The 25689-nt window shown below is 38.3% G+C and carries 24 protein-coding genes and 1 pseudogene; 5 read left to right on the top strand and 20 right to left on the bottom strand.

Annotated elements, in window-relative coordinates:
• Nucleotides 1-149: 149 nt before the first annotated feature.
• From AC4QJR_RS13880 to AC4QJR_RS13830, 11 genes and pseudogenes are all read right to left on the bottom strand, one after another.
• A pseudogene (locus tag AC4QJR_RS13880) lies at nucleotides 150-2342 on the bottom strand (heavy metal translocating P-type ATPase); the annotation flags it as partial.
• Between the two features lie 198 nt (nucleotides 2343-2540).
• Nucleotides 2541-2747, bottom strand: coding sequence for a copper chaperone CopZ (copZ, locus tag AC4QJR_RS13875; RefSeq protein WP_496526578.1), 207 nt, complete (start codon nucleotides 2745-2747; stop codon nucleotides 2541-2543).
• Nucleotides 2748-2792: 45 nt separating this feature from the next.
• Nucleotides 2793-3965: an ABC transporter permease gene (locus AC4QJR_RS13870; protein ID WP_496526577.1), complete on the bottom strand. Its 1173-nt coding sequence runs from the start codon at nucleotides 3963-3965 to the stop codon at nucleotides 2793-2795.
• On the bottom strand, nucleotides 3958-4647 hold the full coding sequence (locus AC4QJR_RS13865; protein WP_098574652.1) for an ABC transporter ATP-binding protein: 690 nt from the start codon (nucleotides 4645-4647) through the stop codon (nucleotides 3958-3960). Before AC4QJR_RS13865 ends, AC4QJR_RS13870 begins: the two co-directional genes overlap by 8 nt.
• Nucleotides 4647-5510 (bottom strand): efflux RND transporter periplasmic adaptor subunit, encoded by an 864-nt coding sequence (locus tag AC4QJR_RS13860; protein WP_496526576.1) that lies wholly within the window; start codon nucleotides 5508-5510, stop codon nucleotides 4647-4649. The genes AC4QJR_RS13865 and AC4QJR_RS13860 overlap by 1 nt, the downstream gene beginning before the upstream one ends.
• 514 nt (nucleotides 5511-6024) lie before the next feature.
• Entirely contained in the window at nucleotides 6025-6525 is a 501-nt protein-coding gene (locus AC4QJR_RS13855; protein ID WP_496526575.1) for a hypothetical protein, read from the bottom strand.
• A 205-nt stretch (nucleotides 6526-6730) separates the two neighbouring features.
• A complete protein-coding gene (locus AC4QJR_RS13850) occupies nucleotides 6731-7378 on the bottom strand; it encodes a response regulator transcription factor (protein WP_496526574.1) in 648 nt (215 codons plus the stop codon).
• Nucleotides 7356-9869 (bottom strand): PAS domain-containing sensor histidine kinase, encoded by a 2514-nt coding sequence (locus tag AC4QJR_RS13845; protein ID WP_496526573.1) that lies wholly within the window; start codon nucleotides 9867-9869, stop codon nucleotides 7356-7358. The genes AC4QJR_RS13850 and AC4QJR_RS13845 overlap by 23 nt, the downstream gene beginning before the upstream one ends.
• 141 nt (nucleotides 9870-10010) lie before the next feature.
• The gene (fosM, locus tag AC4QJR_RS13840; RefSeq protein WP_496526572.1) at nucleotides 10011-10433 is read right to left on the bottom strand and encodes a FosM family fosfomycin resistance protein; all 423 of its coding nucleotides are present in this window, start codon (nucleotides 10431-10433) and stop codon (nucleotides 10011-10013) included.
• A 6-nt stretch (nucleotides 10434-10439) separates the two neighbouring features.
• On the bottom strand, nucleotides 10440-10616 hold the full coding sequence (locus AC4QJR_RS13835; protein WP_251459943.1) for a hypothetical protein: 177 nt from the start codon (nucleotides 10614-10616) through the stop codon (nucleotides 10440-10442).
• 13 nt (nucleotides 10617-10629) lie between these two features.
• Nucleotides 10630-10974: an avidin-fold protein gene (locus AC4QJR_RS13830; protein ID WP_180230142.1), complete on the bottom strand. Its 345-nt coding sequence runs from the start codon at nucleotides 10972-10974 to the stop codon at nucleotides 10630-10632.
• Between the two features lie 186 nt (nucleotides 10975-11160).
• Here AC4QJR_RS13830 and AC4QJR_RS13825 point away from each other — a divergent pair, with 186 nt between their 5' ends.
• Nucleotides 11161-11850: a YetF domain-containing protein gene (locus AC4QJR_RS13825; RefSeq protein ID WP_375375994.1), complete on the top strand. Its 690-nt coding sequence runs from the start codon at nucleotides 11161-11163 to the stop codon at nucleotides 11848-11850.
• A gap of 50 nt (nucleotides 11851-11900) precedes the next feature.
• On the opposite strand, the gene AC4QJR_RS13820 is transcribed toward AC4QJR_RS13825, so the two are convergent.
• The 6 genes from AC4QJR_RS13820 to AC4QJR_RS13795 all read right to left on the bottom strand — a co-directional run bounded on the left by AC4QJR_RS13820 (nucleotide 11901) and on the right by AC4QJR_RS13795 (nucleotide 18694).
• A complete protein-coding gene (locus AC4QJR_RS13820; protein ID WP_496526571.1) occupies nucleotides 11901-12557 on the bottom strand; it encodes a potassium channel family protein in 657 nt (218 codons plus the stop codon).
• Between the two features lie 35 nt (nucleotides 12558-12592).
• Complete coding sequence (locus AC4QJR_RS13815; RefSeq protein WP_496526680.1) at nucleotides 12593-13942, bottom strand: TrkH family potassium uptake protein; 1350 nt, start codon at nucleotides 13940-13942, stop codon at nucleotides 12593-12595.
• 84 nt (nucleotides 13943-14026) lie between these two features.
• Complete coding sequence (locus tag AC4QJR_RS13810) at nucleotides 14027-15604, bottom strand: cation:proton antiporter (protein ID WP_496526570.1); 1578 nt, start codon at nucleotides 15602-15604, stop codon at nucleotides 14027-14029.
• Nucleotides 15605-15853: 249 nt separating this feature from the next.
• Entirely contained in the window at nucleotides 15854-16864 is a 1011-nt protein-coding gene (locus tag AC4QJR_RS13805; protein ID WP_496526569.1) for a DUF3231 family protein, read from the bottom strand.
• A gap of 120 nt (nucleotides 16865-16984) precedes the next feature.
• A complete protein-coding gene (locus AC4QJR_RS13800; RefSeq protein ID WP_496526568.1) occupies nucleotides 16985-18094 on the bottom strand; it encodes a glycosyl hydrolase family 18 protein in 1110 nt (369 codons plus the stop codon).
• A gap of 303 nt (nucleotides 18095-18397) precedes the next feature.
• Nucleotides 18398-18694, bottom strand: coding sequence for an antibiotic biosynthesis monooxygenase family protein (locus tag AC4QJR_RS13795; RefSeq protein WP_496526567.1), 297 nt, complete (start codon nucleotides 18692-18694; stop codon nucleotides 18398-18400).
• Nucleotides 18695-19006: 312 nt separating this feature from the next.
• Between AC4QJR_RS13795 and AC4QJR_RS13790 the strand changes: the two genes are divergently transcribed.
• A complete protein-coding gene (locus AC4QJR_RS13790; protein ID WP_098574667.1) occupies nucleotides 19007-19315 on the top strand; it encodes a hypothetical protein in 309 nt (102 codons plus the stop codon).
• Between the two features lie 63 nt (nucleotides 19316-19378).
• Here AC4QJR_RS13790 and AC4QJR_RS13785 read toward each other — a convergent pair whose 3' ends face one another.
• Together AC4QJR_RS13785 and fabG are read right to left on the bottom strand one after the other, a co-directional pair.
• A complete protein-coding gene (locus AC4QJR_RS13785; protein WP_098574668.1) occupies nucleotides 19379-20569 on the bottom strand; it encodes an acetyl-CoA C-acetyltransferase in 1191 nt (396 codons plus the stop codon).
• Between the two features lie 370 nt (nucleotides 20570-20939).
• Nucleotides 20940-21674 carry a 3-oxoacyl-ACP reductase FabG gene (fabG, locus tag AC4QJR_RS13780; protein ID WP_251459960.1) on the bottom strand — a complete coding sequence of 245 codons (735 nt, stop codon included), beginning with the start codon at nucleotides 21672-21674 and terminating at the stop codon, nucleotides 20940-20942.
• A 317-nt stretch (nucleotides 21675-21991) separates the two neighbouring features.
• Here fabG and AC4QJR_RS13775 point away from each other — a divergent pair, with 317 nt between their 5' ends.
• The 3 genes from AC4QJR_RS13775 (at nucleotide 21992) to phaC (ending at nucleotide 24464) form a co-directional block, all read left to right on the top strand.
• Nucleotides 21992-22474: a polyhydroxyalkanoic acid synthase subunit PhaR gene (locus tag AC4QJR_RS13775; protein ID WP_098574670.1), complete on the top strand. Its 483-nt coding sequence runs from the start codon at nucleotides 21992-21994 to the stop codon at nucleotides 22472-22474.
• Nucleotides 22475-22563: 89 nt separating this feature from the next.
• Complete coding sequence (locus AC4QJR_RS13770) at nucleotides 22564-23307, top strand: 3-oxoacyl-ACP reductase (protein WP_496526566.1); 744 nt, start codon at nucleotides 22564-22566, stop codon at nucleotides 23305-23307.
• 80 nt (nucleotides 23308-23387) lie between these two features.
• On the top strand, nucleotides 23388-24464 hold the full coding sequence (gene phaC / locus AC4QJR_RS13765) for a class III poly(R)-hydroxyalkanoic acid synthase subunit PhaC (protein ID WP_098574672.1): 1077 nt from the start codon (nucleotides 23388-23390) through the stop codon (nucleotides 24462-24464).
• A 555-nt stretch (nucleotides 24465-25019) separates the two neighbouring features.
• On the opposite strand, the gene AC4QJR_RS13760 is transcribed toward phaC, so the two are convergent.
• Nucleotides 25020-25679 carry a DUF429 domain-containing protein gene (locus AC4QJR_RS13760; protein WP_496526565.1) on the bottom strand — a complete coding sequence of 220 codons (660 nt, stop codon included), beginning with the start codon at nucleotides 25677-25679 and terminating at the stop codon, nucleotides 25020-25022.
• Nucleotides 25680-25689 lie beyond the last annotated feature (10 nt).

The raw sequence follows: 25689 nt of genomic DNA, 5'->3' as shown, positions 1-25689 counted from the left end.
TCTGCCTGAGCAGACGTGCCTTGATCTTCGGCAATCCATTGATCATAAGCCTGGAATCCAAAAATGACGATCGTAACATAAAGAATCCCTGCTATCGCCCATTTCCTCATACCTGTCACTCCTTTATTCATGAATTTTTTTTCTTCATTTAGTTTCACTCGCTGTAAACGCAGAGCATTTAACACTACCGATACCGAGCTAAATGCCATTGCTGTTCCTGCAATCCAAGGTTCTAGAAATCCTGCAGCGGCAAACGGAACGCCTACGGCATTGTAAGCGAATGCCCAAAATAAATTTTGTTTAATATTCTCCATCGTCTTTTTGCTCATAAAGATCGCATCAGCGATTGTTCTTAAATCTCCGCGGATGAGTGCAATATCTGCTGCCTCTACCGCTATATCTGTTCCTGTCCCAATCGCCATGCCGATGTCCGCGGTTGCAAGGGCTGGAGCATCGTTAATTCCATCTCCCACCATCGCGATCTTCTTTCCTTGTTGCTGCAGCTTTTTCACTTCAGCTGCCTTTCCTTCCGGCAATACCTCCGCAATGACCTTGTCGATTCCAACTTCCCTGGCAATGGCATCGGCCGTCCTTTGGTTATCACCAGTGATCATGATGACATCAAGTCCTAAATCCTTGAGTCGCTGGATCGCTTCTTTTGAGGTGTCTTTGATGGTATCGGCAACAGCAATCATCCCTGCATATACCCTATCAATCGCAACAAGCATCGCTGTTTTGCCGGTCTTTTCGAATGATGTCATTTGGTTGATTTTTCCCTGAAAATCCACATCGTTCAAGTTCATTAATTTTCTTGTTCCGACCAATACTTCTTTGCCATTTACGATTGCTTTAATCCCAAATCCCGGAATCGCTTCGAAATGACTTACTTCACCAAGCTCGATTCCTTTTTCTTTTATCGCACGAACAATCGCCTCCGCTAAAGGGTGTTCCGATTGAAATTCTGCAGAACCTGCCAGAAAAAGAAATTCCGCTTCGTTTATGCCTGGTTCAACATGGATGTCTGTTACCTCAGGTTCACCTTTCGTAACCGTTCCGGTCTTATCCAGCAATACCGTGTTGATTTTTTGCGTGATTTCTAAATGTTCTCCGCCTTTAAAAAGAATCCCAAATTCAGCGGCACGACCAGTACCTGCCATAATCGAGGTAGGGGTGGCTAAACCAAGACCACAAGGGCACGCAATCACCAGGACAGCAATCATTTTTTCAAGGGAATCCGCTAGCTGCCCTGGACTAATCCAGAAATACCAAATGGCAAAAGTGAGAAAAGTAATCGCAACAACTATAGGTACAAAGATCGCTGATATTTTATCCGCATGACGTTGGATGGGAGCCTTAGATCCCTGAGCCTCTTTTACGATTTTAATAATTTGAGCAAGCGCCGTTTCCTTACCCACTTTCAGTGCTCTTATCTTTAAAAAGCCATTCTTGTTGATGGTCGCTCCAATGACTTGATCGTCGACCGTTTTATCAACCGGAATACTTTCCCCCGTCAGCATCGCTTCATCCAATGCCGATTGCCCTTCAATTATTACACCGTCAACGGGCACTTTTTCACCTGGGCGGATTAAGACGATATCCCCTATCCTTACCTCTTCTAATGCGATTTCCTGTTCCATTCCATTTCGGATGATGTTTGCTGTTTTTGCTTGTAATCCCATTAGTTTCTTTATCGCATCAGAAGATTTTCCCTTTGCTTTTATTTCAAAAAGCTTTCCTAGCACTATAAATGCGATCAAGATGGCACTCGTTTCAAAGTACCGGTCAAACATATTTGTTTCCGGTCCAATTGACTGAATGGAAAGATACAGACTGTAAAAATAAGCGGTGGATGTGCCTAGTGCCACTAATACATCCATGTTGGCACTACGATTGCGCAGGGCTTTAAAAGCGCCTTGGTAAAATTGCCATCCGATGATAAACTGTACCGGTGTGGCAATTGCCAATTGGACCCAGGTATTCATTAGAAAATCTGGAAGGTTGATAAAATAGGTAAACTCAAAATCAGAAGCCATCGCCCATAACAGCGGGGTCGCGAGGATGATTGAAAAAATCACCTGTCCCTTCATTTTTTCCAAATCTTTTTCGCGTAGTTCCGCTATTTCCTCCCCTTGTTTAGGGATGGCTTGATATCCAATCTGTTCAACCTTCTTTTCGATGTCCTCTATGGTAAGCTGAGAAGAGCTATATTCGATTACGGCTGTTTCCAGCGCTAAATTAACATGTACTGTTTTGACACCATCCAATTTTTCCAGCCCTCGCTCGATCCTTGCTGCACAGGCAGCACAAGTCATTCCGACCAAGTCAAATTCGACCTTTTCGTTATGATTCATCGCCAATCACTCCTTTCTATCGCCAAGTACAATACCCCTGTACTGTATTTATAAACTAAAAAGTTTTTTCTCTATATCTACATTTTACGATTTATCCTCTTTTTTAAACCGCAAGATGTTTTCGTGTTTCCGCAATTATTTTGCAAGGTGATAAAAAACGTACCAATATCATGGCACGTTTTTGCACAGTTATGCAATATCATATCCCTGTTCATCGATTGTTTGCTTAATTTGCTCCATGGTCACCAGATTGGACTGAAATTCAATTGCTACATTCCCATTTTTCAAATCGACTAGCACTTTTTCCACACCAGGTAGGCTTCCGACACTGCCTTCTATAACCTTTGCACAATGCCCGCATGACATCCCAATCACATTTAATTCTACCTTTTTCATAATTAATTACCTCGCTTATATATATTTTTCTGACAAGCTGCTTTATTAAACACTCCTCAACGCATCAATCGGGTTCAGCCTGGATGCTTTCCTTGCAGGAGCAAGACCAAATATAATCCCGATTGCTGCCGAGAATCCCAGGGCCAAGATGACGGTCGAGGCTGACAATGCGAAACTTGCTCCAATAATCAGGCAAACGACGAACGCGATGAACACACCAAGCAGGAAGCCAATCGTGCCCCCAAAAAGTGACATAAAAACCGCTTCTAGTAAAAACTGCTGCTGGATCCGTTTCGGTTCGGCTCCGAGTGCCTTTCTTAGCCCAATTTCCGTTGTCCGTTCCGTAACAGAAACTAACATCATGTTCATAATCCCGATGCCGCCAACCACTAGTGAAATCGACGCAATCCCACCAAGCATCAGAGATAACATCGTTGTTACTTGTTTAATCGAAGAAATCATATCTTCCATATTCATCACAGTAAAACTGTCAGCTTTGTAGTTAAATGCCTGATTTAATACGGATTCAATATCATTGGTTATTTTTTCAGAGTCATTAGAATCCTTCATATACACATCAACACTTGTAATGTAGCCCGTACCTAGCAGACTCATGGAGGTGGTATAAGGGATAATGACAGCATCATTAGTTGATCCTTCTGAGAAGCTGCTAGATTTCTGTAAAGTTCCGACTACCGTATAAGTAACCCCGGCGATCATTAACTTTTTCCCAATCGGATTCTCTCCCCAAAATAATTCGTTAGCAATATCGGAACCTATCAGACATACTTTGTTTTCACTATTGATATCTAATATATTTAATCCTCTGCCAGTTTCAACTAGGTCTTTTGTCTTGGAAAAATACCCATCATTTTTGCCTTGAACCAATACATCTGTTTTTTCGCTGCCGTTATAGACCACATTTGTGGTTCCAGTAAGAGTTGGTGAAACTCCCGCAACATCTTCAATTTCTGCCAGTTTTTGAATATCCGTATCTAGTAAACCTTTTTTGAGCGGTGTCCCGATGGCCTGAACTGAGATTTTATCTGCACCAAAGGATGAAAACTCACTGGTCATCCCATTCATGGCGCCTTTTACGATGGTAATTAGCGCAATGATTGAGGCCACACCAATCACAATCCCTAGCATCGTGAGGAAGGATCGCATTTTGTTATGAATAAGATTCATCCAAGACATCTTAAGATTTTCCTTAAACATGAACATGCTCCTCCTTCAGATTTCCGTCTAATATGTGTACAATCCTACTTGCATTTTTCGCAATTTCTATATCATGTGTAATCATAATAATGGTTTTTCCTTCTTCGTGTAGTTCATGAAAAAGCTCCATAATTTGCTGACCGGTTTTTTGATCGAGCGCTCCAGTTGGTTCGTCAGCGAGTAAAATAGTCGGTTCGGTCACCATTGCTCTCGCGATGGCTACGCGCTGCTGCTGTCCTCCTGAAAGCTGATTGGGGCGATGATGCAGTTTATCACCCAGCCCAACCCTTACCAGCATGTCACGGGCTCTTTGTTTGCGGACTTTTTCAGATACCCTCGCATAGATCAGAGGAAGCTCAACATTTTGGATTGCACTAAGTCTCGGAAGGAGTTGGAACTGCTGAAACACAAATCCAACCTCCTGATTACGAATTACGGCCAGTTGTGACTCATTAAGTTCATCCACTTTTTGATTCGATAATGTATAGTCACCGCTGGTGGGTGAATCGAGACAGCCAATCATGTTCATCAGAGTCGATTTCCCTGAACCTGAGGGCCCTAAAATGGCAACGAAATCACCTCTATGAACTGTGAGATTGATGTTATTTAAGACCACTTGATCTTCATCGCCCATAAAGTAGGTTTTGGTTATATGCTCCATTTTGAGGATTTGCTCATTCATTATTCATTACCTCCATGCATCATGGCTGCATCGGAATTGTTTTTCTCTTGATTCGGAATGAGGACAACCTCACCAGCGTCCACTCCGCCCTTAATTTCCACCGTCGTACCATCATTAATGCCGGTTTGGATAAATTGCTTTTTTGCCATCCCTTTTTCGGTTGGGATTAATACATAAGGTTTATTTTTACTATCAAATTGAATGGCCTTCATGGAAAGGGTTGTGACTCCCTTAGCAGATTGCTTCATTATTTTCGCTTCGGTGCTCATGCCCACCTTAATCGCTTGGTCTTTCGTAAGATCAATGGTTGCGGTAAAGTAAGAGACCCCATTCTCGTTGATGGCTTCTTTGGAAATGGCAGAAACGGTTCCTTTTATTTCTTTTTCAAGCGCGTTGATGGCAACATTCACTTTTTGATCCACTTTGAGATATTTGAGGTCATATTCATCGACCTTTACGTTGGTTTGTAATTTGGAATAATCGACAATATCGACAAGCTGTGCTCCAGACATGACTTCTGCGTTTTTCTCGACATGGATCTTGGATATCTCCCCGTCAAGTGCAGCCTTAATTTTGTCCCCTTGCTTAGTGGTCAACAAGACATCGCCTTTTTCTACTTCCTCCCCGACTTCCACTTCAATTTCTTTAATTTGTATGGCAGTATCACTCATCATCGTCTTCCTGTTTTTTGCTTCGACGGTTCCTGAAAAGGAGTAATAGGTAATAATGTCACCTGTTTCTGCTTTCTCTTCTTCAAGATCACTCGCACCTTTTGGCATAAATAAATAGCCAGTAAAGAGAGCCGAAGCAATCAGCGCAATCATTGTCCATATGACAAACTTCTTTTTACTCTTCTTTTTCATTTTTCTTTCCTCCCGAATCATTTTTTTGTTAGTTGTTACTTCGTATGGGGGTTTTCTTTTGTTTTGGATGATTTCAGTGTACGGTGTTTCTATTCCATCAAAACCGCAGACTTTTGGGGGAGCCCCGCATGTGGGTGTGTTTTGTGCTAAAAAGGGGTTACTCTCGGATAATTTGTATTTACTCTTGGATAAGGGGCAAATACTCTCGGATATCAAGGGATTACTCGTGGATAGGATGCAATACTCTCGATAACGGTTTTTTAATGTCCCATAACCCGAGTTTACTGGCGGATGAGTCCACTTTACTGGCGGATGAGTCCACTTTACTGGCGGATAACCCATGTTACTGGCGGTTGAATCCAGTTTACTGGCGGATAATCCATATTTACTGGCGAGAGTCAATTTAACTGGCGGATGGCATAGATTTAGTGGTGCTTGGCCCGAGTTTACTGACGGATAACTCCTGATTACTGGCGATAACCATACTCATAGTAAGCACAAAAAAACCTTAACTCTATATGTTAAGGTCTTTACTGCTATGAGCTTCCCTTTTAATTAGATAGATCATTATTACAAGACTACCAACTACGCTCATGATCAATAGCAACATATTTAAATATAATGGCAAGAACGAAACAGCAATGGCAATCCAGGCAAATAGAAGGGCTAACGGGCTCGTAGCTCTAAGGAAAATATGAACAAATCGGTAACTTGAACGGATAAAAGGTGTGGCTTCTAACAACAAAATAGTTGGGTTCATAATCGAACCATAAATCAATGGGATGACAATGTAAATGGAAAACTCAGTTTTCAACGACACTTCTAATAGAAAAGCAAAACCCAATGCAAACCCTTGCATGAAAAAATCAATATGAGCTGATTTTAGTTTTCTAGAATTCGTGAAAACTTTAGTTATCGGTGAACTTTTTTGATAATATACCGCTGAAAGCGGCAATGATAATACCATCCCAATCATAAACGAGAATAATCCCCACTGTAATAGATGAATATTCACAATAACACACCTGCAACTACATATCTGACCTTTGTCTTCATGATAATCCCCCTTCATTTATTTAGTATGGAATCATCATATTTCAGAAGGAGACACTGCCAACCGCAAACATTCATGGACTTACCGCAAATTATTGCGGATTCACCGAACCAACTCACCGTTTAATAACACAAAAAAGGACCGGCATTCGCTGGTCCCATTCCATCTAATATAAATCTTCCGTCGGCAGAATCCCCAGTCCTTTAGCTTTTTTAATAGCTTCCACCCGTGAGTTGACATTTAATTTTTGAAAAAGTTCGGTCAGACTGTACTCCAATGAGCGCTGACTGATTAGCAAGGTCTTGGAAATTTCCTTATTACTATGTCCCTTGGCTAACTCGCGCAGAAGTGTTTCTTCCTTTTTTCCAATCGTTGTTTTCTCATTGGCACTATCCCCTTGCACAATGATCTCCTGACGTCTAAGCTGCTTAAGAAGTTGCATCGGAATAATCGCCTCTTTCCTCGCGGCGCTGCGGATTGCCTGAACTAGCTGTTCTCTGGTCGATGTTTTCGAAATAAAGCCAGACACGCCTGAATCCATCAGCAAATTAAAATGTGGTGCAATATCAAATCCCGAATATATGAGAATTATGGCGTCAGGAACATCTTCGAGCACTTTTCGTGCTAAATCAGCCCCATTGATATTAGGCATATATAAATCAAACAAGATGACGTCAAAACTTTTTAGACGGACCAAATCCGGGACAAGATAAACGTCCGTTTCAATCGTAACATTCATATCTGGTTCTGACTCAATGAGCATCTTTGTTCCTTCGACGACGGATCTATGATCATCCACCAATAATATTTCCATAGTGATCACCTTTTTGCGTTGTTATAGTTGGAATGGTAATATCCATATGAAAGCCCTCTTGAGGAGCAGAATGAAACTCCACTTTCCCCTCTAAACTAAGGACACGATTCTCAATCCCAGCTAAACCCATATGTTTAAACGAGCCGCCAAAGGAGGTTAAATCGATCCCGACCCCGTTATCACCATAAGAAAAATGAATATAATCCTGTTTGCTGATCAAATTCATTGTTACTTTCGATGCTTTCGAATGTTTGGTGGCATTATTTAATAGCTCCTGAACTATACGATACAAGCCGAGGATTTGATCCTCATTTAATGAATGGATTAAATCCATGGCAGTGAAGTCAATCTCATAATTAGAAAACATGCGGGCATACGAAAACAGACTCTTTAAAGATTCCACCAGCCCCATTTTTATGAGAAACGGCGGGCGAAGTTCATTACAGGTAATGCGAATTTGATGAATGGCGTCAAGCAGTCCTTCTTCAATTTGCATTAGCTCTTCCTGAATCTCATCGTTAAACTTTGATGTGGAGCGTAATGATTCCAGTTTACGGTACCAAATAATAAGGTCCTGCAATACAGAATCATGCAAATCGCTGGAAAGAGAAGCCCGTTCCTTTTCCGAAAGTCTAAACAAGAGCCGGAGCATCCATTTAGGGGTCTCATTGATACTTACCATGTCCTCAATGCGTTTCATCAAATCTTCAATAAATCCAAGATTATCATATAAAATCGTGACATAATGAACGGCCGTTTCAAGCCACTCTTCCTCTATTTTTTTCAAAGCTTGATCAGTGCTAATCCTTAAATAGATAAGCTGATCCTTTTCGGCAATTTTTACCCATTTTTCCTTTTGGTTACCTAGAGATGCTTCCTTATTTCTTGGAACTTTTTCAATGGATGCACTTGTAACTGCCAATACTTTCTTAACCTCATCAATTAAACGATTTTCTAATTCAGAAACTTTCATAACGTTCGCAAGATCATGGGAGAAACGATTAATACTTTGCTGAAGCGTCTTATATCTTTCTTCACTTTGGATTAGCTCTAATTCCTCTTTTTTACGCTCAGTTATATCCTTAACCATCCCATGTACACCCATTAATTCACCATAAAGGAAGATCGGAACAAAGGAAATATTAACAACGCGAGGATCCGGTTGCCTATAGCGTACAATCCTGCATTCAATGTCTCTTGATTCATGGGTTTGAATGACTTCCGAGAGAACTTGATAGATAGCCAAGTGATCTTCATCATAAATCAACCCTATTAAACAACGATCTGGCAATTCGTCTATTTTGATACCTGTAATTTTTTCAAACGATCGATTAGCATTGACAAAATTAGCCTTTAAATCAATGGAAAAAACTCCATCCAAATTGTTCTCAAATAACGACTTATACCTTTGCTCACTTTCTTCTAATGCTAACTCCGACCGTTTTTTCTCCGTAATATCCAACATCAACCCATCAAGACGTTCGACTGCGCCTGTATTGTCCAAAAACGGGTGGACGATCAGCCTTCCCCATCTAGTTTCATTTTCAATATGGGTATAACGAATGACTTTGTTTACAGGTAGACCCCTATCCAAGTTCTTCTTTACTTCCCCCATTAGCATCATATTGTCCTCTGGGTGGATATGGTCATGAAGCCGAATTGGGTTATTCATGATTTCATGTCTAGGAATTCCCGATATTTTTTCGATACTCTCCGAACAAAAGGTATAATAGCTAAAATCCTTATCCGTTGACCATACCGCTGCATTTACACTCTCTAAAATATTTTCTAATAATTGTTCAGTCTTTTTTCGTTCAGTAATATCACGTATCACGGCAACTACATATTTTACATTTCCAAAACTATCAAATACAGGTTTTACCTTAGTCTCAACATGGAGCAGTGATCCTTGGGCGTGAATGGCACGATATTCCATCTTAATTTCTGTTTTGGTTTGGACTGCTTGAAAATGCAAGGCACGAATTCGCTGCCTGTCCTCAGGATGAATTAAGTCAAAGGCGTCCATTCCTTCGTATTGATCCGCTTTGTACCCAATCATCGAATAAATGGATGGTGATACATAACGAACTATCGTCCTTTGATCCACGAGTACGATGACATCCGATGTGTTATCGGCAACAATTTTATACCTTATATCTCCGTCTAGGAGGTGTTCGATGGTGGATTTTTGTAAAATACCCGTATAAGCAATTGGAGTTGATTCGTTTTCAATAATAGGTTTTAATTGCAGTCTCACAGAGATGGCGGAACCATCAAGACAATACACAACAAACGGTTCATTCTCTTTCTTTTCTTTTAAGATTAAGTTGGTTAAACTATCATCCCATTGTTTTTGGTCCGAACCAAAGAATTTCTGAAAAGCATCGTTTACCCATAATACTTTATTATCAAGTCCAATGATATACATCGCATCTGGCAGATTCTGCAGTAATTGTTGCGCGCTTCGTATAAATTTTAAGTCCGTGCTCATTGCCTACTCCTTTCAATAAGAAAGAATTTCCAGATAAATTCTATATATTCATTATAATGTAGGTAATGCGGTGAAAACACGCAAAAAATAGGGGGAGGTCCGCAAAAAAGAAAAAGCCTCCAAATGCTGGGGCTGAAAAAGCTAACTGTTAATCTCCATATGAGGTTTTTCATGTTTGTAATAATCCAAGCGATCTTGTAAAGTACCTGTGTGAAACTCAAACTTATGCCCGTCTGGGTCCGTAAAGTAGATAGACTTCTTGTCTTTTTCATCTCTTTCACGACCTGGTAAGATAGTAACATTCAAATCTATTAGTTTTTGAACCATACAATTAAACTCTGCTTCCTCAATAGAAAATGCTATATGTGTGTAGGATTGGTGAATTTCATTTCGGGGGATATCTTTTTCCACATTGAGAGCCAACCACATCCCATTTAGATCAAAATAGGCGGTGCTTCTTCCTTTTACCAACAGCTTAGCATCAAAGACATTCTTGTAAAACTCAATAGATTTCTCCAGATCCGAAACGGAAAATAAGAAATGATTGATACCTTTTATGGACACGAATAATCACCTCATATTATCAGGCTTCAATTTTGGTTTGATAAAAATTTGGTCAATGATTGCCAATACAATGACGATAACTATCCCAACGATTATATTTAACCATTGAATTGCCATTAATATACCAAGCGTAATTGACCCATACAAACGTATTGATTCAATTAACTTTCTATGCTTTTCCATGCGATCATCCTCCTTATCTAAACACTTCTTCAATAACAGATTCCCCCTCGGTATGCTCACCGTCTGTCCATTTCCACTTTTCATGTAATCTAATTCTTCCATCGGGAAGAGTTTCTGGAATCGAGCAGCACTTCCCGCCTCTAATTTCGTTTTTTGTGTTCACATGGTTATATCTAAATTGTAAATGGCCATTTTCCTGAACTATTCCAATCAGCGTCCCCTTTACGATCTCTCCGCCGCCATATGTAGCTGAAAGTATATTTCCTTCTTGTTTGTATTCAAATGAGGTACTTGAAGAAACCTCTCCGTTTGCTGTATTTTCAACAGATACAAATATCCGACCATTGTAATTGATCACCATTACCTTTTAACCTCCTTAATCGTTATAATATTCACATATTTTACCATATATTTTACATTTTCAAGTAGCTATAAATATAGAAACCTATTAATTTTTTTAAAATGGTTCACGTTAGAATAATCGCTCTGTTCAAAGAACATACTATCAAATGAGAATTGTTGGATTATATTGGGAGAAAAATTGATGTCAGAAACTGTTGAGATTATTATTCGAACGTTTACTTCATTTATATTATTATGGGTATTTGTCCTGGTACTCGGTAAACAAACGATTGCCCATAAGACGTATCACCTTTATATAGCTTCCATTACGATGGGAACAATAGCAGGAAATCTAGCCTTTAATATTAAAATTAGATTTCTTTATTTTATTATAGCGATGATCCTACTGGGTACGGTTGTTTTTATTCTAAATCAAGTGGCCTTACGAAATCCACGCTTAAGGAAATGGATCGCTGGTGAGCCTGCAATCTTAATTCAAAATGGAGAAATTCTTGGAGAATCAATGGAACGAATGCATTATTCGCTAGATTCTCTGCAACAAGCATTACGCGGCAAGGATATTTTCAACATTGAAGAAGTAGAATGTGCGATTTTAGAAATAAATGGCTCACTGTCTGTCTTAAAAAAAAGCCAATACCTATCCACCACTAAAGAAGATTTAAAGCAATTATCCTCCTCTGAGACGGTACCGGTCGAGTTGATTTATAATGGGAAAATATTATTTGAGAACTTAACCAAATCCAATTACGATGAAAAATGGTTAATGGGAGAACTAAAAAAGAGAAACCTTGCAGTTAATGATATTTCGTATGCTGTGATAGGGACCAAAGGAAATTTGTCCATTGATTTAAACGACAACATAAATAACTGATCATAAAAAGACATCCCACCAATGGATGTCTTTTCGGTAAAAATGAAAGGTTATTTAAGATTTGCCAACTTATTTAGATCATCACGGTGTCCAATGACTACTGCCTTATCCCCATTTTGAATAAGATGTTCCGGAAAGGGTGAAATGATTAAATTTTCATTACTTAGAATGGCAATGACATTCACATTATATTTCGCACGTAAATCCAGTTCACGTAAAGTTTTTCTAGCCATACACGGTGGCAGCATGATTTCTTCAATATTGTAATCCTTTGAAAGTTCTATATAGTTCAGGACATTGGGTGAGAGAAGTTGATGGGCTACACGTTCTCCCATATCTCTTTCAGGATGTACAACCCAATCTGCACCTACTTTTGTTAAAACTTGTCCATGGCGTTTATTCAGAGCTTTTGCAATCACCTGTTTCACGCCCATTTCTTTTAAAATTAATACTGTTAAAATACTTGCCTGCATATCATTGCCGATGGCAACAATAACATAATCAAAATTACGAATTCCAACCGCCTTCAGTGATTCTTCTTCCGTAGAATCAAGGACAACAGCATGGGTAACTAATAATTTACCTTCTTCGACTCTTTCTTCATTTATATCAATTCCCATTACTTCCTGATCTGCTTCAATTAGCTTGGATGCGATACTCGTACCAAATCTCCCTAACCCAATTACAACAAAACTTTGCTTTACCATAAGTACTAAACACCCCCTAATTAAAAAATGAAACTCTAGCCGATTAAGATCTTTTCTTCTGCATATCTAACTTTTGCATCTTTACGAGTATTTAAAAGTGCAAAAGCCATCGTTAAAGGTCCAAGCCTTCCAATAAACATCATGATGGAAATCAAGACTCTACCGAAGGGCGACAGGTCGGGTGTAAAATTAGCGGACAAACCTACTGTTCCAAAGGCAGAAATGGTTTCAAACAGCAGTTTGCTCATATCAGCTTTTTCGGTAAAGGTTAATAAGAAGAAAATGAGGAAGATAAAAAACATTCCCGCCACAACAATCGATAATGATTTATTGACAAGCTCCCACGGAAGCCTTCGTTTAAAAATGTTCACTTCATCCCGATTGGTAACCACCGCCCAAAAAGCTAAAATAATAATAGCAAAGGTTGTTACTTTGATACCTCCACCAGTAGACCCGGGGGATGCACCAATAAACATTAGGCCCATCATGAAAACAAGGGAAGAAAGATTCATCGCTCCTATATCAATCGTATTAAAACCGGCAGTCCGTGTTACAACGCCTTGAAAGTAAGATGCCCAAAGCTTATCATCAAATGACAGCTTCCCAATAGTTCCAGAATTATTATATTCTGATAATAAAATGATGAATGTCCCAACGATGTTCAGTAATAGTGTCATAAAGAGGGCGACTTTCGAATGAAGGGATAATTTGCGAAAGGATCTTTTATGAAAGAGATCGAGAATAACGGTAAAACCAATTCCACCCGTGATGAAAAGAAGGGTTATCATGATATTAACCGTCGGATCACCCACCCATTTACTTAAGTTGTCTGATTCAAGACCAAACCCTGCATTATTAAAAGCTGAAATAGAATGAAAAATACCATAGTAAATGGCTTTCCGGAGCGGCATGTCAAAGGACCAGCGAATGGCTAACGTGATAGCACCAATTAGTTCGACAATAAAGGTAATGATGATGATCCGTTTTACTAAGTTGACTACCCCCGAAAGAGAAAACACATTTAATGAATCCTGAAGTAATAAGCGCTCTTTTAATCCAATTTTTTTCCCTAAGATAATAAACAATAAGATACCCGTAGTCATAAATCCCCAACCGCCTATTTGGACTAAACAAAGAAGAACGATTTCTCCAAATAAAGTAAAGGTTGTTCCTGTATCGACCACAGCCAGCCCTGTCACACAAACAGCTGAAGTAGCCTCAAATAAAGCATCAATGAAACTAAGTCCCCGTCCCTCTTCATAGGTTGCAATCGGTAACATAAACAGTAAAGTCCCCAATAGAATTAAACATCCGAAACCTATCACAAGGATTTGGGCAGGATGCAAACGAACTAAATTCCCTTTTCTTTTTATTAATTTCACAATATTGACTCTCCCTCTCTACCAATACATTGGGGTACTATTTTTATGTTTTACCCTAATGTCTATGTTTATGATTACATATATTAATTAATGTAAATCCTCTAATTCCACGATCTTGTCAGTAATAAGGTTATGTTCAAGCTCTGCCACTTTATTTGAGATAATATCTTCCTTGACCAATTTCTCAATTGCTCCATGCTGAGCATATAAGGCATGTTTTTGTAGGATCGATTGTTGTTTTTCTTTCAGACTGGGATACTTTTTAAAAAGTTGCTCCATTTTGCTCTGTAATACAGAAAGTTCCTGTTCATATTCTGTAATCACCTCTTTAGCTGCTGTTTCGGTGATGAACAAATTTTTTTTAACGGTGTGTATTTCATTTATGGCTGTTTCAAATCTATGTCCCCTTGCAATCAGTTCTTCATATTCTTTATCCCCTTCTTCTTTTTTATTAAGCCCTAAGACGGATAATAGCGGTCTAATAGATATTCCTTGAAATATTAAAGAAAACAATACCACACTAAACGCGGCAATTAATATATCTTCCCTACCGGTAAATTCATGAGAAAGACTTAATACAAGTGCTATGGATAAAGAGCCTTTTAAACCCCCCCAGTTGATCACGTGTTTCCAGGGAGTTGGAAAATTACTGGTGAATAATAGACTTACATAAACTGCAATACTTCTGGCAATGAGAACAATCAAAATGGCAAGAAAAACTAACCCCCATTTGTCCGCTAAGTTAATCTGGGTTATTTCCAATCCAACCATTAGGAAGACGACTGAATTGGCCAATAGTGCAGTAACCTCCCAAAAATTATTAATATTTAGCTTCGTCGTCGGGCTCATCCCAATACTTGCTCCATAATTTCCAAAAATCAGTGCAGCGACAACAACCGCGATGACTCCTGAGGCATGGACGGCCTCAGCTAGTAAGAATGAACCGTAAAAAAGGAGCACACTAAAGATAATTTCTAATGGGTAATCGTCAAAGTAACTAGTTAGTTTAGAAAAACCATATCCAAGTGCACCGCCAATGATGAGTCCAAGGGAAATCACTTTAATAAATTCCCATAATCCATATCCAATCCCGACTGCCCCAAGATCCATATATGTAAGTAAATAGAAAGCAGAAATTTTAAATAGGACGACCGCCAGTCCATCATTAAATAAACTTTCTCCCTCAATGACAGTTGCGAGCCTTTTATTTACGCCAACGCTTTTAAAAATGGAGATCACACTGACAGGGTCAGTGGCACTCATTAGAGCAGCAAACACAAATGCGGTAGGAATCGAAAAATCTAAAAGCCATATCGTAGAAAAACCGACAATAAGAAAGGATAACAGAGTAGCTCCAAAAGCTAAAGCAAGAATAGGACCTTTATTCTCTTTTAAATGGGAAAAAGGAAGCTTTAAAGCCGCTTCGCCTAATAAAGCGGGCAAGAAGAGTGTAATGATAACAAAGTTAAAAACTTCACCTTCTGTAATAAAATCCTTTAAAGGAGATAATGCTGGAATATTTACCAGGCCAATAATAGTCCCAACTATAACTAAGGCAATTGGATAAGGCTGCTTTAATTTTTTAGAGATGGCTGTGATACCAGCTGCGATCATGATTAATGTAAGTCCAAGTTCGAAAATATGATGCATATCTATTTCCTCCACCTGATTCCCCCCTTATAAATTAATAATGTCCATTATGTGTACAACCTATCATTTAATTTTCCTCTAAAACTCAATGGTGCCATTTCTCTACGTGTCAATTTCTATAGGTATATTTAAAATCCTATTTTTTACGTAAAAAAATAGATATTAATATTAAGAAAAGGGAACGCGTTAGCGCTCCCATCTTTTTTACATTATTGTATAGACAACAAAGGTTTGAGTTTATCATATTGAATCTCTTTTATACCCTTATTTATTCTTCATCGCTAATTCCGCTCTGTTTTCGGCTAAAGGAGGTTGTTCCAGCCAACCGATATCAATCATCATGTCGAGCCAATCGTTTCCTATTTTTACGTCACCAGAAATTGCCATCATATAATGCGGGGTTAAATCCCTCCTGGGAGACGATGCCCATCCCGTTCCGTAATACACCATCGCAGTTGTAAATAAAAATCCGACTTGATACATCATTAGCTTTTCAGAAAACGGAGAAGTGGTGGAATTCGTCACTTCTGCTTCTAAAGTGGGTGGTGCAGGCAGATTTTCCTTATTTAAAAGGTCATTGAACATTTGGATGTGGCTGTCTTTTGTTTTCAATGCTTTTAATAGAAAGTCTCGAACGTTCTTAGACTGAGCGACTTGCCAAAAGGCCACTGTGACGGCTTTCGCCATTATGCTCTTCTTCAAATTAAAATAAATATCGGTAATTTCAATACAACTTAATGGTCGTTTTTCACCAAACCATCCCGCTAAAAAGTTTTCGTCTTTGACATAATCTGGCTTTTCAGGTGGTAAAACCACAGGGGGACGATAGTATAAGCCTTTTTCTAACAAAACATTCTTGGTCCGATTACACAATTCAACGGCAGATGCATTACAACGCGTGAAATATTCACGAACGTCCTGTCGAGCACTTGTGGTGATCGCGCCGCTGTACCCATGACAGCCATGGATGGTCATAATATTTAAATAATGCAAACACAAAACATCAGAAAAAAGACGTGGAGTGTTTGGTATCAGGTCATGATTCGTAAATCCGATTGGCACTGGAAAACCTTCTTGGATTAAGAACTCTTTTATTTTCTCTAAATGTTGGGTACCAAGAGACATTGCATATTCAAAAACATCTCTGATTTCCTTGTCTTCCAGGTGTTCCATCATATGTTGGTGAAAGCAAATCCCTGCTGTTTCGTTTAAATATTGTGTCCAGAGGGCAGCAATCTCGGCGGAAGTCAATTTGGTTTTATGAATGGAAGACACACAAGACACCTCATTGTTTTTTTCATAGATTGTCTTACATTTTATTGAAATATACCTTGTCTTTATTATATAAAACTTCGCGATTTGATTGGAATCACTTCTGGTTTCTTGACCATTCCATCACTTTTTTACTTTTATTTTCTCGGATATGGTCGTCCAGTACATCGGGTCTTCTAAGCCAAGTCTCCAAAGCCCTATTCCCCGTAAGTCATATTTCTCTACAAGATTTAGCTTAAACCGCAGACTGTGGCCATTCTCAAACCAAGCCTGGTGGCTATGATTTTTATTATCTACGTAACTGAAATGAGGTGTCTTTGTACGAGAGTCCCATTTAACTTTCGCTTTATATTTTGTTTTCTGACTCATTAACATTGCATAGGAGCTATACAAGGCTTTGTTTGCTGTTGTATCCCAGTTCCATCCATAAGTAGCGATACCGAGTAAAATTTTGGATGGTGGTACTTTATGTTTCAAAGCATAATCAATCGTTGCTTCTATCCAATTGACTGATGCTGTTGATCCGGGTGTTGTTCTTGGGTTGTGTTCATCGTATGTCATAATCATTAATCTATCTGAATATTGACCAAGCTTTTCGTAATCAAACCACGCTGACCAGGGATTAGCACGGGAATCACCTGTGTTTGCCGGAACTGAAACGGTTACAACTTTTCCGTCACGATGTAGTGATTCAGATAATTTTTTTATCAGTAAACTAAAGGAATCACGGTCAGTCAAATACAAATTTTCCATGTCAATATTAATCCCTTCATAGTTAAACTGATGCATTTCATCGCGTACGTTCTGAATGAAAACATTGCGGTTTTTATCGCTTTTGAGTATATTACTCGCTACCCGCTTTCCCTTCTCCTCCGTTTCATAAAAGAGATTATGTACAACCATATATACCTTTAGGTGTTTTTCATGTGCACCCTGAATAACCATTCTTTTATGATCTTCGGTAACTGAATCTATAAGATTGCCCGGTCGCTTATCATCAAGCTTATACCAAAAGGGTGCGATGATACTTAAATTATTGAATTGTGAGTTAACTGTAGGTTGGGACCCTGGTAACGTGCCTTCCTGTTCTGTATAGAAACCTAATACCTCGCGAGGAGTTTTATTCGTACTGGATTCTGCCTCTTTTCTTTGTGACTGACTACAGGATGACAAAAGTAAAAAGAGCAAAATTAAAGAAAGGATCGTGAATGACCGATAACAATATTTTCCCATCATGCACCTTCTTCTAATTCGTAGTTTTAGATAGAAATTGATTTATCAAAAAAATTTACATCATTAACAAAAGATACAGTAACTTGCCTTCCTATATTAGGTAAAATGTTTCACAATTATGTAAAGGTTTGATTTTTTTAGGAGTTCTTTTAATTGTCTATCATGCCCTATGAAGCTAAATATGAAAAAAATGGTGCCAGTTTATACGGACGCCATTTTCTTTGCTACTATTTTACAATTTGATAGTCATCTGTGGTTGCTTTGCTTAGCAGTTCCTTTGTACAGCTGAATTAAAAGTAATTTCTAGAATAGCGGGATGTTCTCAAAATGTTCCACAGTCGGAAAAGGATCATAGAAATGATGTAATAAGCTTTTCCAAACTTGATACTCATTGGATTGCCTAAATCCAACGGTATGATCTTCTAGAGTTTCCCACTTAATCAATAATAAATATTTCCCCTTCACTTCAAGACAACGCTGTAATTCGTGAGATATGTACCCTTTCATGGATGCGATGATTTCTGAGGCCTGACGAAATGCCTCCTCATACTCCTCTTCCATCCCTGGCCTAACCGTAAGCATAACCGCTTCCAATATCATGTAAGTCCCACCTTTCTTAATTGTAAAAATTAAATTAATTCTATCATATAATTCTAAGGTTAATTGGACCTAAAAATATCTCACACCGAGAATCCCTCCTAAAATTATCCTTTTTTCAGGTGAAAATTCACGAATATTTCATTTTTTATATGCGCTTCATGTATTTTTCGTCACACCTTTTCTTCTTTGGCGGAGATACAATCAAACTGAAGCTATCCCACTAAAGGAGTTGAGAGATCTCAAGAGTTAATTAGATTAGGAGTGCAGTAATCATACATATGATTCTTTAAAAAACGTAAGGAGGGCAATCTATTGTTCAATTTATTGATTTTCGGGTTAATTGCTATTACCCTGGTGTTGCTAAGTATCTTTATGGATGGGCTGATGAGGTTATATAAGGAAGAAAAGGAAGCGGAAAAAAATAGGGTTCGCGATGGAATGGAAGGATATTTACATGGTATTGGTCCTGTAAAAATCTTTAAAACAATTCATGATGCCGATGGCAATATAAGATATTTGGTATATTTGCCGCAATATGAGTGGTTCAAAACACCAACCTACAAATGGTATGAAGTCTATGCCACACATAACGGCTTCCAGCACATCGAAGTAGAAAGATAATCTGCACATAGTAAAATGGCTTGGAGTAATCTCCAAGCCATTTTTGTGAAAATCTATTCTTTATTACTTAATATTTTCGATGATGGTTGCTACGCCTTGTCCACCGCCAACACATAATGTAGCTAAACCATATTGGTTTTCTCTTTTCTTCATTTCATGAATTAAAGTTACCAAAATTCTTGCTCCACTTGCACCGATTGGGTGGCCAAGTGCAATCGCACCGCCGTTAACATTTAGTTTTTCTTTACTAAAATGAAGCTCGCGATCAACTGCGATTGATTGAGCAGCAAATGCCTCATTTGCTTCAATTAGGTCAATGTCTTCTAATGATAAAGACGCTGAATTAAGAGCTTTTTTCACAGCTGGGACAGGTCCGATTCCCATAATACTCGGATCTACACCTGCAGAAGCATTCGCTTTGATTGTTACGAGAGGAGTAACTCCTAATTCCTCTGCCTTTTTACGGCTCATCACAACAAATGCAGCCGCACCGTCGTTAATGCCTGAAGCATTAGCAGCAGTAACAGATCCATCTTTTTTAAATGCAGGACGAAGTTTACCTAAACCTTCTGCAGTTGCTCCAAAACGAGGGAACTCATCTTGGCTGAATAATGTTACTTGTCCTTTTCTTCCAGGTACCTCAACAGGAACGATTTCATCAGCAAAGCGATTCGATTCAATCGCTGCTTGAGCCTTTTGCTGACTCCATGCAGCAAATTCATCCTGTTCTGCACGTGAGATTTCATACTTTTCAGCAAGATTTTCAGCTGTGATTCCCATATGATAGTTATTTTCCGCACACCATAAACCGTCTTGAATCATGCTGTCTAACATTTTCTGATCGCCCATTTTGAAACCGTTGCGTCCGCCTTTTAACAAGTATGGAGCTTGACTCATACTTTCCATTCCACCTGCAACAACGATTTCAGACTCCCCTGCAAGAATGGCTTGTGTTGCTAAGTGAACAGCCTTCAAGCCTGATCCACAAACCTTATTAATTGTAAAAGCTGGTGACTCTTGAGGAATACCCGCTGCTAGAGAAGCTTGTCTTGCCGGATTTTGTCCTAATCCTGCTTGTAATACGTTCCCCATAATAACTTCATCCACATCATTTGGATTAATTCCAGCTTTTTCAATAGCTGCTTTAATGACAGTTGTACCTAACTGAGTGGCTGATACATTTTCTAAACTCCCTAAGAAACTACCAATAGCTGTTCTTACGGCACTTACAATGACAACTTCATTTACTGACATTCTGATCTCCTCCAAAGCTGATTTATGTATTTGAATAATTCCTCACAAATTTTACTACATTTAGCCCTACTTTTTGCGACAAACAATTCGACAAATTCAGAGTTATGTATTATTACTTTCACCCTTTATTAATCAAAAACCTATTAAACTTTTTTAAAAATTAGGGATTAAACCAATGAATGGCAACGGAAAATGTCACATTCAAAAAAAACAATAGTGTAAGGGCATTTATGTTGAAATACATTAAAAAATGACGAATTTTGTAGAAAAATATTTATTTGAATTATTTTTCAATATTATTTATTCAAAATATTAACAATAAAAAAGAGAGAGAAAACCAAATTCTCCCTCTTAGCTTTGGCTATGCAATTTAAATTACTAATCCCCCATCCACACTTAAGATCGTTCCGTTTATATAATTGGCTTTATCTGAAGCTAAAAATAAGTATGCTGCGGCAATGTCTTCTGGTTTTCCAAGTTTCTTGAGCGGTGTCTTTTCCTTCATAAACTCAAGGACTTTATCTGGCACGGCAGCCGTCATGCCTGTTTCAATGAAGCCTGGAGCGACTGCATTGACCCTAATCCCTTTTGGACCAAATTCTTTTGCCCAGCTCTTGGTCAACCCAATTACACCAGCTTTGGTTGCCGCATAATTTGTTTGACCAATATTCCCATATAAACCGACCACTGAGGATGCGTTGAGAATAACCCCTGCCCCCTGCTTTAACATATAAGGAGCAACCGCTTTCGTACATTTAAAAACCCCGGAGAGGTTTACAGAAATTACTTTTTCCCAAGCGGATTCATCCATTTTTGTAAGAAAGCCGTCTAGTGTAATTCCAGCATTATTGATGAGAATGTCGATTCGGTCGTGCTTTTCTACTGTGGCACTGACCATCTTTTCAATCTGTGCACTGTCTGTTACATCCACTTTAAAAAACGCTAACTTTTCACTATTTAATTCTTCTAATGCATTTTTCCCAGCTGACTCATCATAATCACAAATTACAACACTTGCACCCTCTTGAAGAAATTGTTTTGCCGTTTCTTTGCCGATTCCTTGTGCACCACCAGTAATTAACACGACCTTTTCATTAAATTCCAATACTATCACCTCATTTTTACTATTCTCAAAAGAACAACTACACTCATCATCATCCCAAGGCACATTGATAAAGAAAACAACAAAACAATTATAATAAGGGGGACGAAGCCCATTATTACCATTTTTAACCATAGTATGCTAAATTCTTTCTACTTATAACTTCTGTTAAATTCCTAGGTCATTTCGCGAAAAAGTGAGAATTTTGTCAAAAAATGAAGAAATGTATTTTGTGAATTTTTAAACTTTCACTTTTAATATTCCAAACAAGTTAGTATGATGGATACGTCAACAAAAAAGTAATCAAGGAGGTAGAAAGAATGAACCAAGATTTTAATTTTTATGATATGTGGAAAGATTTTTATTCCCAATCTAGTAAATTATTTGATGGAAAATTGGGTACGGAAGACTTTAATGTTTATGATATGTGGAAAGATATTTATTCCCAATCCAGCAAATTATTTGATGAAAAATTCGGCAATGATTACCCTTCTCAAGGGATGGGACAGTTGTTGGAGATGAATCTTCAATTTAAAAAAATGATTGATGAATCTACATTAAAATATTTAGAGTTTATGAATGTCCCATCTCGAAATGACATCGCTAACATTTCATCGTTAATTGTTAATGTGGATGCAAAAGTTGACGACCTTGAAGAAAAACTGGAAGAAAAATTAGAAAATAATGAAGGTCAGTTGTCATTTAAATCAGAATTGTCAAATGTTAAAAAAGATGTGAAGAATTTGGATAATAAATTGAATCAAATTCTTACTCTGTTAAATACACAAAAAGAAAAGAAATAAAAACGGATTACATATTAGCATGTAATACAAAATAATGGATTAAATCAGCAGGATTATTTAAACAACTACTATAGATGAGGTGCAGAAAAATGACAGAATTAAAAGGCAAAGTAGCGATTGTAACAGGCGGCAGCAGAGGTATCGGTGCATCGATTGCATTAGAACTAGCTAAGAATGGCGCGAAAGTTGTTATTAACTATAATATCCGTAAAGAATTAGCAGATAAAGTAGTCGCAGAAATTAATGAGTTTGGTGGAGAGGCATACGCTGTTCAAGCAGATGTTTCAGAAAGTAATGAAGCAGCATACCTTGTACAAGAAACGATCAACCATTACGGCAAATTAGATATCCTAGTTAATAATGCAGGAATTACAAGAGACAGCACGTTCAAAAAATTGAGCGAAGAAGATTGGAGAAAAGTAATTGATGTAAATTTAAACAGTGTTTACAACAATACTTCTGCTGCTCTACCTTACCTTCTTGAATCAGATGCTGGCCGCATTATCAACATTTCATCCATTATTGGCCAAGCGGGCGGCTTTGGACAAACCAACTATGCAGCAGCAAAAGCAGGACTTATTGGATATACTAAATCCCTTGCTCTTGAGCTTGCTAAAAGCAATGTAACTGTTAATGCGATTTGCCCTGGATTTATTGGTACTGAGATGGTTCAAGCCATTCCTGAAAAAGTTCTTGCAGGAATCGTTGAAAAAGTTCCACAAAAACGTTTAGGTAAACCAGAAGAAATTGCTCGTGGTGTTGTTTTCTTATGTAAAGATGGTGACTATATCACTGGTCAACAATTAAATATTAACGGTGGACTTTACATGTAATTGTCATGAAGGTACAACTTTCTTTATATATTAAGAGAGTAAATAAATTTTGTAAGGAGTGAACAGTCATTAACGTTTTGATGCCAAAAGAATGGAATGGTGTACTCGAATTTGCACCTGAAAAGTATCAAGAGATGTATCAACGTGTTTACAGGGCAACTCAAGTGTTAACGACCGAGCCTGAACCGGAAGTAGCACCTACACCGAAAGAAGTTGTTTGGACTAGAAATAAAACGAAGCTTTACCGGTATATTTCTGACCAACCAAAAAAATATAAAACTCCCCTTCTTTTAGTTTATGCTCTAATCAATAAACCATATATCTTGGATTTAACTAAAGGTGGCAGTTTAATAGAATATCTAGTTGAGCGTGGGTTTGATGTTTATCTTCTTGACTGGGGTACACCAGGTTACGAAGATAGAAATATGAAACTAGATGATTACATTATGGACTATATCCCTCGTGCAGTTCGTAAGGTATTGAGAAAATCTAAAGCTGAAGAAGTATCGATTCTTGGTTATTGCATGGGTGGAACGATTACGTCTGCATTTGCGGCACTACACCCTGAATTACCAATTCGCAACCTTATCTTTATGACTAGTCCGTTTAATTTTGAAAATAGCGGTTCATATGGTCCGATGCTGGATGAGCGCTATTTTGATATTAATAAAGTCGTAGAAACCCTTGGTGTGATTCCACCAGAAATGATTGACTTTGGAAATAAAATGATCAATCCAATGGGAACCAACTTTGGACCATTAATTAGTCTCGTAGAGCGTGCTGATAATGAGAAATTTATTAAAAGCTTTAAACTTCTACGAAAATGGTTAAATGACGGGATTCTTTTTCCTGGTGAAGCCTACCGTCAGTGGATTAGAGACTTCTACCAAAATAATAAACTGATCAAAGGCGAAATGGTTATTCGAGGTAAAAAGGTTAAACTTGAAAATATCAAGGCTAATGTGCTCAATTTAGCTGGGGTAAACGACCTAATTGCCCCGCCACATCAAGTCGAGGCATTGATGAATGTGATTTCAAGTAAGGATAAAGAATTTAAAGTGTTACCTGTTGGACATACTTCGATTACTTTTGGCAGTCAAGCCACAAAAATAACGTACCCAACGATAGCGGATTGGTTAGAAGAAAGATCCAACTAAACCAATTTTAAATGAGTGTCCCTATAGGGGCACTTCTTTTATTTTATCTAGTGAAAAAGTAATGGCAGGTAAACAATTGGGCAATAGTGGTAAAATTAATTATAGGTAATTTTTAGGAAGAAAACAAGTGTAATAGATGAAATTTATATTTAATTTAGAGAATTCAAATAATTTAAAATTAAAAAGCCGGAAACTTAAGAGCATAGCAACAATCATAGACTCCCTTTGGTTACCATTGACCTGTTTTTTCCACCACTATGAGCATCATAGACTCCCTATGGTTACCGTTGACCTGTTTTTCCCACCACTCTGGGCATCATAGACTCTTTATGGTTACCGTTGAGCTGTTTTTTCCACCACTATGGGTATCATAGACTCCCTATGGTTACAGTTGAGCGTTTTTTCCACCACTATGGGCATCTTAGACTTCCTATGGTTACCACACAACTAGCTTTTTCTTACTAATCAACCATCATTCAGTTACTCGATCTAACGATGTTTGTCTCTGAGATCAAAAAAACACCACAGTATCAAATACTGTGGTAGAAAGAATGGCTAACAACAATATCCAAAAGGATGCAAAGGAGGATTTGGGGGGAATGACCAATTTGGCTGCAATGATGGATCCTTCCAATGCCATGCTCCTAATGCAGCAGCACAGGCATCAATCAAATGGCTTTCCTCATCAATAAAAACAGGAAGCTTGGTTAATTTTTGCTCCGCAAACCAGTCTCGAATCCAGGTTCTTGCTGTGAGAATTTGTTTGTAGCTCAAGACATATTCCAGATCCCTTTCAAGAAGTCTTGATCCAATCACTGCACCTGGATGCACCTCCACAATCGAAATCGGATATCTTGCAGCTAGATACCCTATTTCTCTACTAAGCTTAATTCCTCTAAGAGTAAGATATACCATTCGATTTAAGGTTGGCGGCATGATGGATCCAGGTTTCATCCCAATTGAGACAATATACTGACGAAGCTGTTTATCCCCTAGCCGATCCCCTCCCCCATCTTCATACGATAAAGGGGCATCGATCCCGATAACGACTTCATCTAATTGACTTTGAGCCTCTATTTCTTTTAAAATATCCAAATCCCCTATATTCCTAATTAAATTCAAGAAATTTAATTGACCACTTTGTTGGTCAAATACAGTCAATACAGTATCTTTGTGATTACTTGGACCCGCTAAATCAATACCAATCACTCTCATAAGCAAACCA

The organism is Neobacillus sp. BP17, assembly GCF_059579525.1.
The sequence above is the reverse complement of the archived record's forward strand: the minus strand, read 5'-3'. Positions and strand labels throughout refer to the sequence as shown.

Bases quoted from the DNA above. Each gene is read 5' to 3' on its own strand.
- copZ (WP_496526578.1), bottom strand. From the start codon at position 2,747: ATGAAAAAGGTAGAATTAAATGTGATTGGGATGTCATGCGGGCATTGT.
- AC4QJR_RS13870 (WP_496526577.1), bottom strand. From the start codon at position 3,965: ATGTTTAAGGAAAATCTTAAGATGTCTTGGATGAATCTTATTCATAAC.
- AC4QJR_RS13865 (WP_098574652.1), bottom strand. From the start codon at position 4,647: ATGAATGAGCAAATCCTCAAAATGGAGCATATAACCAAAACCTACTTT.
- AC4QJR_RS13860 (WP_496526576.1), bottom strand. From the start codon at position 5,510: ATGAAAAAGAAGAGTAAAAAGAAGTTTGTCATATGGACAATGATTGCG.
- AC4QJR_RS13850 (WP_496526574.1), bottom strand. From the start codon at position 7,378: ATGGAAATATTATTGGTGGATGATCATAGATCCGTCGTCGAAGGAACA.
- AC4QJR_RS13845 (WP_496526573.1), bottom strand. From the start codon at position 9,869: ATGAGCACGGACTTAAAATTTATACGAAGCGCGCAACAATTACTGCAG.
- AC4QJR_RS13835 (WP_251459943.1), bottom strand. From the start codon at position 10,616: ATGGAAAAGCATAGAAAGTTAATTGAATCAATACGTTTGTATGGGTCA.
- AC4QJR_RS13825 (WP_375375994.1), top strand. From the start codon at position 11,161: ATGTCAGAAACTGTTGAGATTATTATTCGAACGTTTACTTCATTTATA.
- AC4QJR_RS13820 (WP_496526571.1), bottom strand. From the start codon at position 12,557: ATGGTAAAGCAAAGTTTTGTTGTAATTGGGTTAGGGAGATTTGGTACG.
- AC4QJR_RS13800 (WP_496526568.1), bottom strand. From the start codon at position 18,094: ATGGGAAAATATTGTTATCGGTCATTCACGATCCTTTCTTTAATTTTG.
- AC4QJR_RS13795 (WP_496526567.1), bottom strand. From the start codon at position 18,694: ATGATATTGGAAGCGGTTATGCTTACGGTTAGGCCAGGGATGGAAGAG.
- AC4QJR_RS13785 (WP_098574668.1), bottom strand. From the start codon at position 20,569: ATGTCAGTAAATGAAGTTGTCATTGTAAGTGCCGTAAGAACAGCTATT.
- AC4QJR_RS13775 (WP_098574670.1), top strand. From the start codon at position 21,992: ATGAACCAAGATTTTAATTTTTATGATATGTGGAAAGATTTTTATTCC.
- AC4QJR_RS13770 (WP_496526566.1), top strand. From the start codon at position 22,564: ATGACAGAATTAAAAGGCAAAGTAGCGATTGTAACAGGCGGCAGCAGA.
- phaC (WP_098574672.1), top strand. From the start codon at position 23,388: ATGCCAAAAGAATGGAATGGTGTACTCGAATTTGCACCTGAAAAGTAT.
- AC4QJR_RS13760 (WP_496526565.1), bottom strand. From the start codon at position 25,679: ATGAGAGTGATTGGTATTGATTTAGCGGGTCCAAGTAATCACAAAGAT.